The following is an 11,879-nucleotide window of genomic DNA, read 5'->3' as shown; positions in this document are numbered from 1 at the left end:
TGCGGGCGGGCGGGGCGGGCATCGCCCTGCCGCGGGAGGCCGCGCCCGGCCTGCCGGTGGCGCTCGGCGGGCTCGGCATCACGCTCACCGACCTCGCCCGGCTCTACGCGGGCCTCGCCCGCGGCGGCGCCGTGCCGGAGGTCATCCGCCGGGCCGGTGCGAGCGCGCCCGAATCGGCGCGGCGGATCGCCGAGCCGGTGGCCGCCTGGTACGTCGCCGACACGCTGCGGGGAGCGCCCCCGCCCGAGAACGCGCTGCCGAACCGCATCGCCTACAAGACCGGCACCTCCTTCGGCTACCGCGACGCCTGGGCGGTCGGCTTCGACCGGCGGATCACCGTCGCGGTCTGGCTCGGGCGGGCGGACGGGGCCGCGGTGCCGGGGCTGGTCGGGCGCAGCGTGGCTGCGCCGGTCCTGTTCGACGCGTTCAGCCGCTTCGGCGGCGAGCCGGAGCCGGTGGCCCGCCCCCCCGGAACGCTCAGCGCCACCAGCGCCGCCCTGCCGCCGCCGCTGCGGCACCTGCGGGCCGACCTGCCCCGCGCGCCGGGCCAGGCCGCGGCGCCGCTGCGCATCGCCTACCCGCCGGACGGTTCGCGCATCGATGTCGGCCACGGCGAGGGCGCGGCGGCCGGCCTCGCACTCAAGGCGCTGGGCGGCGTGCCGCCGCTCACCTGGATGGTGAACAGCTTGCCCGTGGAGGTGAGCGCCCGGCGGCAATCCGCCTGGGTCCCGGACGGGAGCGGCTTCGTGCGCATCTCGGTCGTCGATGCGGCGGGTGGCAGCGACAGCGTCGTCGTGCGGGTCGAGTGACCGGCGCCGTCCGCGGCAGGGCGACGCAGCCGGTCTAACACAGGATAGGTGTTTACGGCGCGCTAACCCGCGCCGCCATAGGCACGATCCGTGAGGTCCCCGATGGCATGGAAGGTGGGTGCCGCGGTCTCGGCGGCTCTGGCGGTGGGCATCGCGGGCTCGGCCGCGCAGCAGGCTCCGCAGCGCGCCGCGTGGCGCGCGGAGTACCGCGCGCCGGAATCGATCCCGTTCCCCGAGAGCAACCCCTACAGCCGGCCCAAGGCCGAGCTCGGGCGCCGGCTGTTCTTCGATCCCGTCCTCTCGGGCGACCGCACGCGCTCCTGCGCGAGTTGCCACCAGCCCGATCTCGCCTGGGCCGACGGGCGGCGCCGCGCGCTCGGTCGGAGCGGCGACGACATGGAGTTCCACACACCGAGCCTTCTCAATCTCGCCTGGCAGGAGGGCCGGTTCGGCTGGGACGGCAAGTTCCGCGATCTCGAAGCCGTCGCCTTCGGGCCGATCAGCGCCCCCGGCAACATGAACCTCGGCGCGGAGGAGGCCGTGCGCCGCCTCGCGGCCGATCCCGCCTACGCCGCTGCCTTCGCGGGCGCCTTCCCGAATGCGTCCCCGGATGCCTCCCTGGATCCCGGCCCGGCGGTGACCCGCGAGCGGATCGAGGCCGCGCTCGCGACCTTCGAGCGCCTGATCGTCTCCACACCCGCGCCCTTCGACCGCTGGATCGCGGGCGACGAGCGCGCGGTTCCCGAGGCGGCCAAGCGCGGTTTCGACCTGTTCAACGGCCGGGCCAATTGTGCAGCCTGCCACGGCGGCTGGAGCTTCAGCGACGGCTCCTTCCACGATATCGGCGTGGGCCGGGGCGAGGACATCGGCCGCGGGCGCTTCGTGCCGAAATCCGAGGCGCTGCGCTACGCCTTCAAGACGCCGGGCCTGCGCGAGATGCGCGGGCGCACCCACTTCATGCACGACGGCTCGCTCGACAGCCTCGCGGCGGTGATCGACCTCTACGACCGGGGCGGCATCGACCGGCCGAGCCGGTCGCGCGAGATCCGCCCGCTGAACCTCACTGCCGCCGAGAAGGCCGACCTGCTGGCCTTCCTCGACACCCTGAACGCCGACGCGGCGCTCTCGGTCGCCGCCGCGGACCTGCCGGACGGCCCGCCGAAGCCCTGAGCGGGGCTACCGGAACAGCGGCAGACACGATCCCAGCAGCGCGAGCCCCGAGACCAGGAACAGGCCGCCGCAGGTCTCGCAGGCCGGCGCCCTCAGGCCGGCCCGGGGCGCGAGCGCGGCCAGCGTCGTGCCGAGGCCGAGGCTCGCGAGGCTTGCAAGACCGATCATTCCGGACCTTCTCCATGACCTGCGCCCGGGAGACCCGGGCGGGGCGTTGTGCGGACTCTCTCCGACAAGGCCTGAGGAAAGCCTTACGTTCGCCCCCGGACGGCCGGGGCTGTGGACAAGGCCGCTCCCTCGCGATGCCTCGGCCCGAGACGAATCCAGGCTTCTCCACGCAACGCACAGCGTTAACTATTTCCTTAAGGAGGTCTTAACGCCACCTTGGCGATCAAGATGAACCATCGGTAAATAGCGATGTCAGCTTTTGACGGACTTGCCTAATACCGAGGCTTTCATGCGCTCGCCCAAGGGGAACGGGTTCCGTTTCGGTCTCGCCTCGGCTCTCGCCCTACCCCTGGTTCCGTTGGCGACGGAGGCGAGCGCCCACGTGAAGTGGTTCTGCGCCTTCGACGTCGCCGGCCAGCCCCGCGGGCTCGAGCAGGTGCTCTGCGCCGACTTCGAGTGGCTCGTCGCGCTCTCGGTGCTCTGCCTGATGTTCGGCTGCCTCGCCGAGGGCACGCCGCTCGGCACCGCGCTCCTCAACGCCCTCGACCGGGTGACCTCACGGATCCGGGCCGACACCGAGACCCTGGTCCGGGCGACGCTCGGCTTCTTCTTCGTCTCGCTCTGGTCGCTCGGCGGCATCATCCTGACGCCGGAATTGAAGACCGACGCGGCCTGGATCCCGTGGCTGCAACTGGGCCTCGCCGTCCTGCTGATCTGGCGCCAGACCATGGCGCTCACCGGCCTCGGCATCGTCTTCCTGTTCGGCTACGCGACCTGGACCTACGGCGTCTTCCACTTGGCCGACTACCCGGTCTTCCTCGGGGTCGCCGCCTACCTCGTCCTCACCGGCACCGGCCGCACGCTCTTCGGCATCCGCCCGCTCGACGTGGTGCGCTACGCCGCCGCCGTCACGCTGATGTGGGCCTCCGTCGAGAAGTGGGCCTATCCGGACTGGACCGCGCCGCTGATCGCCGCCAAGCCGCAGATGACCATGGGCGCCTCGCCGGAGCTGTTCATGAAGGCCGCGGGCGTCATCGAGTTCACCCTGGCCTTCGCCCTGGTCTGGACGCCCCTGGTGCGCCGGACGAGCGCGGTGATCCTGGCGGCGGTCTTCGTGTCGGCCATCTTCGAGTTCGGCAAGGTCGACGCGATCGGGCATTCCGGCATCATCGTGGTGCTGCTCGGCATCGCCGCCGACGACGCCCGCAGCCCCGTCCGGGTCCGCGACGCGGTGCTGGCCCCCGCCTGGTACGGCGCGGCGCTGGCGGGCTTCCTGGCCCTCTACTACGTCGGCCACGCCCTCCTGTTCGGGGCGCCGGCCGGGCTTGCCGGGGTGCCGGTGATCTGAGGGAGCCGCGTGCCCTCAGCGCCCGGCGAACATCGGGCCGAACACGTCGGTGATCCCGCTGATGGTGATCTGGGTCCCGACGCAGAGGAGCAGGAAGGCGAAGAGGCGCCCGAGCACCCGGGCACCCACGGGCCCGATCAGCCGCACCACCCGGTCGGCCGAAGCGTAGAGCAGGGCGGCGAGCAGCGCGACGCAGAGCGCGGCGGCCGAGACCGCGACGTAGAAGCCGAGCCGGTCCGCCATCGGCCCGGGCCGGTTCGAGCCCAGGGTGATCGCCACCGCGATGGTGCCGGGCCCGGTGGTGAAGGGCAGGGTGAGCGGGAAGAAGGCGATCTCTGCGAGCGCGTCCCGGCTGCGGACCGCCTCCTTCGGCCCGACCTCGCCGCCCACCTCCGCCTGCTTGCGCGCCTCCCGCGCCTCCGGCCGGTTGAGCAGGCCCCAGGCCGAGGCCGCGACGACGAGGCCCCCCGCGATCCTGAGCGCGCCCAGCGAGACGCCGAAGAAGTTCAGGATCGGCGCCCCCGCCCAGAGGGCGGCCAGCATGACGAGCGCGGCGTAGACCCCGATCCGCCGCGCCAGCTCGACGCGCTCGGCGTGGCTGTTGGCCGCCGTGACCTGCGCGAAGATCAGCGCGCCGCCGACCGGGTTGACGATGGAGAACAGGCTGGAGAGCGCGAACAGGAAGCTCTGGACGGCCGATTCGATGCTCATGCTGCGCAAGCCCTCCGGTGACGCGGGCGCCTATAGCATCACGGGCCGGATTCGGAGCGCGGCGCCCCGCAGGTCGCAGTTTCCGGCCGGGCGGGGGCGTGCTAGCTAACGCCTCACGATCCCTTCATGCGCCGGCCCCCGAGCCGTGCGCCCGGCAAGCTTTTCGCGTCCCTGTCGCATCCTCCCGCGAGGATCCCGATCACTCCAGCGAAGCGCCGGACAGGCCCGAGCCTCGATCACATCCGATGACGCAAACCGCCCATCCGAGCGTCCCGGCAGACCCCAGAGCCGCGGACCAGCCTGCCCCTGCGCCGAGTCACGGCCAGGAGCCTGTCGCCGAGAAGGAGCCCGTCGCCGGGACTGCCCCGGCCGAGACCCCGACGACCGCCGCCGGCTCCGTGGACGGCGAGGACGGCCACCGGCCCGCCAGCTTCTGGGGGCTCGTCGTCGGCTCGGTCGGCGTCGTCTACGGCGATATCGGCACCAGCCCGCTCTACGCCTTCCGCGAGGCGCTCGGGCCGTCGCGCGCCGACAACATCCTGCTCGCCGAGGAGGTGCTGGGCACCGCCTCGCTGATCCTCTGGGCGCTCTTCCTGATCGTCACGGTCAAGTACGTCGCCATATTGCTCCGCATGGACAACAACGGCGAGGGCGGGATCCTCTCGCTGATGGCGCTCGCCCGCAAGGCGCTCGGCGGCTCGCGCATCGTGCTGACGCTGGGTCTCCTCGGCGCCGCCCTGTTCTACGGCGACGCGGTGATCACGCCCGCGATCTCGGTGCTCTCGGCGGTGGAGGGCCTGAAGCTCGTCACCCCCGCCTTCGAGCACTACGTGCTGCCGATCACGGTGGCGATCATCGTCGCTCTGTTCCTCGTCCAGAGCCGGGGCACCAGCAAGGTCGCGGCCTTCTTCGGGCCCGTGATGGTGGTGTGGTTCCTGGCGCTGGCGGCTGCGGCCCTGCCGCACATCGTGCGCAACCCGGTGGTCTTCACGGCCTTCAACCCGTGGTACGCGGTGCACTACCTGCTCGGCCACGGCAGCGGCGCGCTGATCGCGCTCGGCGCCGTCTTCCTGGCGGTGACCGGCGCCGAGGCGCTCTTCGCGGACCTCGGTCATTTCGGGCGCAAGCCCATCCAGGTCGCCTGGATCGGCCTCGTCTTCCCGGCGCTCGCCCTGAACTATCTGGGGCAGACCGCCCTGGTGCTGGAGAAGCCCGACACCTCGGACCCGTTCTACCAGCTCGTACCCGAATGGGGGCTGCTGCCGATGGTGATCCTGGCGACGCTGGCCACCGTCACGGCGAGCCAGGCGGTGATCACCGGCGCCTTCTCGCTCTCGCGCCAGGCGATCCAGCTCGGCCTCCTGCCGCGCATGGAGATCCGCCACACCTCCGAATCGCATTCGGGCCAGATCTACCTGCCGCAGATCAACACCCTGCTGCTCATCGGCGTCGTGGCGCTGGCGGTGGTGTTCCGCACCTCCTCGTCGCTGGCCTCCGCCTACGGCATCGCGGTCACCGGCACGATGCTGCTCACCGCCACCATGACCTATCTGGTGATGTGGCGGCTCTGGCGCTGGTCGCCCTGGCTGTCGGCGGCGGTGATGCTGCCCTTCATCGTGATCGAGTTCCTGTTCCTGCTCTCGAACCTGTTCAAGGTCGTCGAGGGCGGCTACGTGCCCCTCATTCTGGCCGGCGGCCTGATCGTGCTGATGTGGACCTGGGTCCGGGGCGTCACGATCCTGTTCAACAAGACCCGCAAGACCGACGTGCCGATCCTCGAACTCGTCGGCATGCTGGAGAAGAGCCCGCCCCACCACGTGCGCGGCACGGCCGTCTTCCTGACGAGCGACCCCGAGATCGCCCCGGCGGCGCTCCTGCACAACCTGAAGCACAACAAGGTGCTGCACGAGAAGAACGTCGTGCTGACCGTGGAGACGGTCGACACCCCGCGCTCGAACGAGGCCGACAAGGTCCGCATCGAGCCGATCGGGCCGCACTTCTTCAAGGTGGTGATGAAGTTCGGCTACATGGAGACGCCGAACATCCCCAAGACCCTGACCCTGCTGCGCCGCCAGGGCTTCAAGTTCGACATCATGGCGACGTCGTTCTTCCTCTCGCGCCGCTCGATCCGCCCGGCCGCGCATTCCGGCATGCCGCTCTGGCAGGACCGGATCTTCATCACGCTGGCCAAGAACGCCAACGACGCCACGGACTTCTTCCAGATCCCGACGGGGCGCGTGGTCGAGGTGGGCACGCAGGTGACGGTGTAGGGCGGAAAATCCCCCTCTCCCCGCGTACGGGGAGAGGGGATGCGCTCCGACCGCGCGCTCCGCCTCAGGATCGCGCCGCCGCCCGCGTCCGCGGGCCCTCGCCCGCATCCACCGCCACGCGGCACTCGGCGCTCAGGCTGGCGCGCTGGGCGCGCAGGCAGGTCTTGATCGCGCCGACATTCGGGATGGCGGAGGCGCAGAGGCGCATCACGTCCGGCGTGCAGGCGGCGCGCTGGGCCGCGCTGGGCTCGGCCAGCGTCGGGCCGGCGGCGAGCAGAGCGATGAGGGTGAGGGCGCCGAGTGCCTTCATGATCCGGGGACTTTCCGTTCGCGATGCTGGTTGCGCCGTTCCGCGGCGCCTGAGGATGGCAGGGAGCAGGTGATCGAATGCTTGCGGGGCCGACCCGGCCGCGCGCGTTTCCTGTTGATGGCGCGGCTTCGTCGTACGGCCGAGCTTGCCTTGCCCTGTCAACGCGGGCCCTCGCTCTGGGTTGCCTCCGCGGGTCGCGACGCCGCGTGGCGAGGGCCGCCGCGCGCGGAGGTCTAACCCCCTAGGCACCATCCGGTATGCCGTGTGCGCAACGTCACATACCATGTGTTGGACGCCGCCCTCGCGATCCATGCGGCCACGTGCCCGCGTTGCCCTGCGGCACCGGCATGTCTAGAACGCTTCTTATTCCGACTTGAGAGCGCGCACCGGGGGGCGCCGCGATCCGGCCCATGGGCCGCGCCGCGGCCGGTCCTCGTCCCGGCACGCCCGAAGATCCGGGCCGCCCGGACCCCGCGGGCGCCGCGCCGGTTGGATCCATCGAGGCCCGTCCGCGAAGGCGGGGCCGTCAGCGGGCTCGCGGCTTGCGGGCGAGAAGGACGAAGCGATGATCAAACTCACCGTGAACGGAGCGCCGCGAAGCTTCGACGGCGATCCCGACATGCCGCTCCTCTGGTACCTGCGCGACGAGCTCGGCCTCGTCGGCAGCAAGTTCGGCTGCGGCGCCGCGCTCTGCGGCGCCTGTACGATCCACCTCGGCGGTACCGCCGCCCGCTCCTGCGTCACCCCGGTCTCGGCGGCCGAGGGCCAGGAGGTCGTGACGATCGAGGGGCTCTCGCCCGACGGCAACCACCCGGTCCAGGCCGCGTGGCGCGACCTCAACGTCGCCCAGTGCGGCTACTGCCAGTGCGGCCAGATCATGCAGGCCGCGGCCCTCCTCAAGGACACGCCGAAGCCCTCCGACCAGCAGATCGACGAGGCGATGAGCGGCAACATCTGCCGCTGCGGCACCTACCCGCGCATCCGCGCGGCGATCCACCAGGCCGCCGGTCAGGCGCCCGCCAACAAGGGAGAGCGCCTGTGATCCACGAACTCAAGATGATGGCCGAGCGTGAGAGCGGCGCCGCCGCGTCGACCCCGATCCTCGCCAATGCCAGCCGCCGCGGCGTGCTCGGCGGCCTCGGCGCCCTCGTGCTGGCGCTCTCGTTCTCCGACCGCGCGCGCGCCGACGAGGGCCAGACCGAGGAGCAGAAGGCCAAGAAGTTTGGCGCCGACGGCATGCCGCACGGCTGGCGCGACGACCCGAAGATCTTCGTGGCGATCGCCAAGGACGGCACCGTCACGGTGACGAACCACCGCTCCGACATGGGCCAGGGCGTGCGCACCTCGGTCGCCCTGGTGGTGGCGGACGAGCTCGAGGCCGATTGGGCGAAGGTCAAGGTGACCCAGGCCTACGGCGACGAGGAGCGCTTCGGCAACCAGGACACCGACGGCTCGCGCTCGCTGCGCCACTTCTTCCCGCATTTCCGCCACGTGGGCGCCGCCGCGCGCCTGATGCTGGTCCAGGCCGCCGCCAAGCAGTGGGGCGTGCCGGCCTCCGAGGTCAGGGCCGAGAACCACCAGCTCGTCCACGCCAAGTCGGGCAAGACGCTCGGCTACGGCGACGTGGCCGAGGCCGCGGCCGAGCTGCCGGTCCCGGCCCGCGAGAGCGTCAAGCTGAAGGACCCCAAGGCCTTCCGCTACATCGGCACCGGCAAGATCGGGCTGATCGACAACCACGACATCAGCACCGGCAAGGCGGTCTACGGGGCCGACATCAAGCTCGACGGGATGCTCTACGCGGTGATCGCCCGCCCGCCGGTCTACGGCGGCAAGATCAAGAGCGTGGACGATTCCGAGACCCTGAAGGTCGCGGGCGTGGTCAAGACCGTGCGCATCGAGGGCGGCGAGATCCCCTCCGAGTTCATGCCGCTCGGCGGCGTCGCGGTGATCGCCAAGAACACCTGGGCTGCCATGAAGGGCCGTGACGCCCTCAAGATCACCTGGGACGACGGCCCGAACGCCTCTTACGACACCGACGCCTTCCGCAAGGAGCTGGAAGCCGCCGCCCGCCAGCCCGGCAAGGTGGTGCGCAACCAGGGCGACGTGGACGGGGCGATGGCCAAAGCCAAGGCCCGCCACGAGGCCGAGTACTTCGTCCCCCACCTCGCCCAGGCGCCGATGGAGCCCCCGGCCGCGGTCGCGCGGGTGAAGGACGGCCAGTGCGAGGCCTGGGCCTGCACGCAGGGGCCGCAGGCGGCGCACGACCGCCTGATGAAGCGGCTCAACCTGCCCGCCGACAAGGTGCGGGTGAACGTGACGCTGCTCGGCGGCGGCTTCGGCCGCAAGTCGAAGCCCGACTACGTGGTCGAGGCGGCGCTCTGTAGCCAAGCCGTCGACGGTGCCCCGGTCAAGCTGACCTGGACCCGCGAGGACGACCTGCACCACGGCTACTACCACACCATCTCGGTCGAACGGATCGAGGCTGGGCTCGACGAGAAGGGCATGCCGGTGGCCTGGCTACACCGCTCGGTCGCGCCGACCATCGGCTCGATCTTCGCGCCCGACCCGAAGCACGAGCTGCCCTTCGAGCTCGGCATGGGGCTCGTCAACAACCCGCTCAACATCAAGAACATCCGCCTGGAGAACCCGGCGGCCCCGGCCCATGTCCGCATCGGCTGGTTCCGCTCGGTCTCGAACATCCCGCACGCCTTCGCGATCCAGTCCTTCGTGGCCGAACTCGCCCACAAGGCGGGCCGCGACCCGAAGGAGTACCTGCTGGAGCTGATCGGGCCGGCCCGTAAGATCGACCCGGTCGAGATCGGCGACGTCTGGAACTACGGCGAGGACCCGAAGCGCTATCCGATCGAGACCGGGCGCCTGCGCCGGGTGATCGAGGCGGTGGCGGACGGGGCCAAGTGGGGCCGCAAGATGGAGAAGGGCCGCGGCCTCGGCATCGCCGGCCACTACAGCTTCGTCACCTACACGGCGGCGGCGGCCGAGGTGGAGGTCGATGCCAAGGGCGAGGTGAAGGTCAATGCCATCGACATCGCGGTCGATTGCGGGCCCCAGGTGAACCCGGAGCGCATCCGCTCGCAGATGGAGGGCGCGGTGATCATGGGGATGGGCCTCGCGCTCACCTCCGAGATCACCTTCAAGGAGGGCCGCGCGCAGCAGAACAACTTCGACGGCTACGAGATCGTCCGGATCGACGCCGCCCCGAAGGAGGTGCGCGTGCACATCATCCCGTCCTCCGGCTACGACGGCCCGCTCGGCGGCGTCGGCGAGCCGGGCGTGCCCCCGATCGCCCCGGCCATCGCCAACGCGGTCTTCGCCGCGACCGGCCGGCGCGTGCGCCAGCTGCCGATCCGCGCCCAGGCGACCAGCGCCTGATCCGGGAGCCGTAGGGCGGCACGGAACGTTGATGGGCCGCGGGATCCTTCGATCCCGCGGCCCTTTGTGTTTCCGAGAGGATCGTTCGGGATGAAGCGTAACGCGTGGCTCGCGGCGGCCCTGGCCTGCACCCTCTGCACCCCGGCTCTCGCCTCGCCGTGCTCGCAGCGGATCGACGCCCTGTCGAAGCAGGTGCGGGGCGAGGCGACCGAGGCGATCTCGGCCTCGACCAGCGGCAAGGAGACGGCGGCCCGGCGCGAGGGCGAGGGCGTCACCGGCACGGCCGGCGGCAGCGATCCCCGCTCGGCGCCGGCCGACAAGGCGGCCCAGGCCGGCAAGGGCGCGGACGCCGCGCAGCAGGCCAAGGTCGCCCTCGACGAGGCCCGCACGGCCGATGCCAAGGGCGACGCCAAGGGTTGCGAGGCGGCGGTGGAGCGGGCCGAGCGGGAGCTGAAGAAGGCGCCCTGACGGCAGGGACGGTCAGGGACGGCGCGCGGGTTCCAGCCAGCTGATCTCCAGCACGAACTTCTGGCGGAGCGCCCGGGCGAAGTCGCCGTAGCCCCGCGCCGCCAGCAGGAAGCTGCCCGGGCCGCCGACGACGTTGGCCCGGTACCAGCCGTCCAGCGTGGTCTCCTGGCCCTGACCGGGGCCCGCCGGGCGCAGGCCGTAGCCCGGGGCCCGGAAGGCGCCCGCGCCCACCACGTCGTTCTCGCCCGGCACCAGGATCGGCAGGCCGTTGATGGTGGCGCCGGCCGCGAGCAGCGCCTCGCGCGCGGCCTCGATGGCCTCGGGCCCGGTGCAGTTGTCGATGCCGTCCCCCGAGACGTCGACGACCACCCGATCGGCGGGCAGCGGCAGGGCCGGCAGCACCTGCGCCGTCAAACTCCGCATCATCTGCCCGACGCAGGTGAACTCGCCCGCCTGCCGCGGCACGGCCCGCACCGCTGCTGCGGTCGCCGCCGCCTCCGCCCGCGAGGCGATCCGGCGCCAGCCGAGCGCCATCTGCGCCCGGTCCGCCCAGGTCACGAGCGCGAACAGGATCCCGCCGGGATTGCCGGTGATGGCCGCGACCACGGCCGGATCCTCCAGCGCCCCGGCGATGCCCTCCATCTGCAGGCGGAACCGGTCCGCATCGACCGATTGCGAGACGTCCACCGAGACGACGAGGGCCGTGGCGACGCTCTCCTCCGTCGCGCGGGCCGGCGACAGGGCCGCCAGCAGGGCGAGGGCTCCCGCGCCCAGGCGCTCGACCATCCGGGTCATCCTCGGGCCCATTCCTTCCCGCGCCGTCGCGTGCGGCCGGTTCCGGCCCGGCGTGACGCTTATCACGGACGCGCGCGTCGGGCTCCGCACGAAACCGAGCGCGGCCGCGACGCAATCCTTCCGGAACAGGAAGACGGCTGTGCCCCTCCCGACGACGAGCCCGGACGCCGGGCCGACACGCCGGGCCGGGACGATGCACGACAGGCTCGAGATTTCTCGCCGTCGGCGCCCTGCCGACGGTCTACGCCCGCATGGTGCCGGCACTGATCGGAGAAGCCGGCGGCGTGTCCCGGCGTCCCGGAGGGCGATGGTCGCGGAGGCGCCCGATCCGTTCCTGTCGGCCGGTGCGCCGCGCGCGCCCCGGTCCCTGTAGCGGGACCGGCCAGAGAAGGGGGGATGTTCGTGGAGGGGCGGGCGCACCGCTCGCCCCGGGGTTGAGC

At 71.9% G+C, this 11,879-nt stretch carries 10 protein-coding genes and 1 pseudogene; 7 read left to right on the top strand and 4 right to left on the bottom strand.

Annotated elements, in window-relative coordinates; translation table 11 throughout:
* Both AX737_RS06370 and AX737_RS06365 read left to right on the top strand, forming a co-directional pair.
* Positions 1-809: pseudogene (locus AX737_RS06370) on the top strand (penicillin-binding protein 1C); the annotation flags it as partial.
* 102 nt (positions 810-911) lie between these two features.
* On the top strand, positions 912-1,979 hold the full coding sequence (locus tag AX737_RS06365; RefSeq protein WP_066919942.1) for a cytochrome c peroxidase: 1,068 nt from the start codon (positions 912-914) through the stop codon (positions 1,977-1,979).
* 6 nt (positions 1,980-1,985) lie between these two features.
* On the opposite strand, the gene AX737_RS34145 is transcribed toward AX737_RS06365, so the two are convergent.
* Entirely contained in the window at positions 1,986-2,147 is a 162-nt protein-coding gene (locus tag AX737_RS34145; RefSeq protein WP_197430477.1) for a hypothetical protein, read from the bottom strand.
* A gap of 289 nt (positions 2,148-2,436) precedes the next feature.
* Here AX737_RS34145 and AX737_RS06360 point away from each other — a divergent pair, with 289 nt between their 5' ends.
* Positions 2,437-3,495 (top strand): hypothetical protein, encoded by a 1,059-nt coding sequence (locus tag AX737_RS06360; RefSeq protein WP_066919940.1) that lies wholly within the window; start codon positions 2,437-2,439, stop codon positions 3,493-3,495.
* Positions 3,496-3,510: 15 nt separating this feature from the next.
* Here the strand turns inward: AX737_RS06360 and AX737_RS06355 are convergent, their stop codons facing one another.
* Entirely contained in the window at positions 3,511-4,206 is a 696-nt protein-coding gene (locus tag AX737_RS06355; protein WP_066919938.1) for a MarC family protein, read from the bottom strand.
* Positions 4,207-4,451: 245 nt separating this feature from the next.
* Here AX737_RS06355 and AX737_RS06350 point away from each other — a divergent pair, with 245 nt between their 5' ends.
* Positions 4,452-6,476 (top strand): potassium transporter Kup, encoded by a 2,025-nt coding sequence (locus AX737_RS06350; protein WP_066919936.1) that lies wholly within the window; start codon positions 4,452-4,454, stop codon positions 6,474-6,476.
* A gap of 64 nt (positions 6,477-6,540) precedes the next feature.
* Here the strand turns inward: AX737_RS06350 and AX737_RS06345 are convergent, their stop codons facing one another.
* Positions 6,541-6,786 (bottom strand): hypothetical protein, encoded by a 246-nt coding sequence (locus AX737_RS06345; RefSeq protein ID WP_066919934.1) that lies wholly within the window; start codon positions 6,784-6,786, stop codon positions 6,541-6,543.
* A 565-nt stretch (positions 6,787-7,351) separates the two neighbouring features.
* Here AX737_RS06345 and AX737_RS06340 point away from each other — a divergent pair.
* The 3 genes from AX737_RS06340 to AX737_RS06330 all read left to right on the top strand — a co-directional run bounded on the left by AX737_RS06340 (position 7,352) and on the right by AX737_RS06330 (position 10,644).
* Complete coding sequence (locus AX737_RS06340) at positions 7,352-7,828, top strand: (2Fe-2S)-binding protein (RefSeq protein ID WP_066919932.1); 477 nt, start codon at positions 7,352-7,354, stop codon at positions 7,826-7,828.
* Positions 7,825-10,176: a xanthine dehydrogenase family protein molybdopterin-binding subunit gene (locus tag AX737_RS06335; RefSeq protein ID WP_066919930.1), complete on the top strand. Its 2,352-nt coding sequence runs from the start codon at positions 7,825-7,827 to the stop codon at positions 10,174-10,176. Before AX737_RS06340 ends, AX737_RS06335 begins: the two co-directional genes overlap by 4 nt.
* Positions 10,177-10,266: 90 nt before the next feature.
* Positions 10,267-10,644 carry a hypothetical protein gene (locus AX737_RS06330; RefSeq protein ID WP_066919928.1) on the top strand — a complete coding sequence of 126 codons (378 nt, stop codon included), beginning with the start codon at positions 10,267-10,269 and terminating at the stop codon, positions 10,642-10,644.
* Between the two features lie 12 nt (positions 10,645-10,656).
* Here the strand turns inward: AX737_RS06330 and AX737_RS06325 are convergent, their stop codons facing one another.
* A complete protein-coding gene (locus tag AX737_RS06325; protein ID WP_308445283.1) occupies positions 10,657-11,430 on the bottom strand; it encodes a DUF1194 domain-containing protein in 774 nt (257 codons plus the stop codon).
* Between the last annotated feature and the right edge of the window lie 449 nt (positions 11,431-11,879).

The sequence above is a fragment of the Methylobacterium sp. CCH5-D2 genome (assembly GCF_001556475.1).
Lineage (GTDB): Bacteria > Pseudomonadota > Alphaproteobacteria > Rhizobiales > Beijerinckiaceae > Methylobacterium > Methylobacterium hispanicum.
Note: the sequence above shows the minus strand (reverse complement) of the source record. Positions and strands in the feature narration are given on the sequence as shown.

Bases quoted from the DNA above. Each gene is read 5' to 3' on its own strand.
- AX737_RS06365 (WP_066919942.1), top strand. From the start codon at position 912: ATGGCATGGAAGGTGGGTGCCGCGGTCTCGGCGGCTCTGGCGGTGGGC.
- AX737_RS34145 (WP_197430477.1), bottom strand. From the start codon at position 2,147: ATGATCGGTCTTGCAAGCCTCGCGAGCCTCGGCCTCGGCACGACGCTG.
- AX737_RS06360 (WP_066919940.1), top strand. From the start codon at position 2,437: ATGCGCTCGCCCAAGGGGAACGGGTTCCGTTTCGGTCTCGCCTCGGCT.
- AX737_RS06355 (WP_066919938.1), bottom strand. From the start codon at position 4,206: ATGAGCATCGAATCGGCCGTCCAGAGCTTCCTGTTCGCGCTCTCCAGC.
- AX737_RS06350 (WP_066919936.1), top strand. From the start codon at position 4,452: ATGACGCAAACCGCCCATCCGAGCGTCCCGGCAGACCCCAGAGCCGCG.
- AX737_RS06345 (WP_066919934.1), bottom strand. From the start codon at position 6,786: ATGAAGGCACTCGGCGCCCTCACCCTCATCGCTCTGCTCGCCGCCGGC.
- AX737_RS06340 (WP_066919932.1), top strand. From the start codon at position 7,352: ATGATCAAACTCACCGTGAACGGAGCGCCGCGAAGCTTCGACGGCGAT.
- AX737_RS06330 (WP_066919928.1), top strand. From the start codon at position 10,267: ATGAAGCGTAACGCGTGGCTCGCGGCGGCCCTGGCCTGCACCCTCTGC.
- AX737_RS06325 (WP_308445283.1), bottom strand. From the start codon at position 11,430: ATGGTCGAGCGCCTGGGCGCGGGAGCCCTCGCCCTGCTGGCGGCCCTG.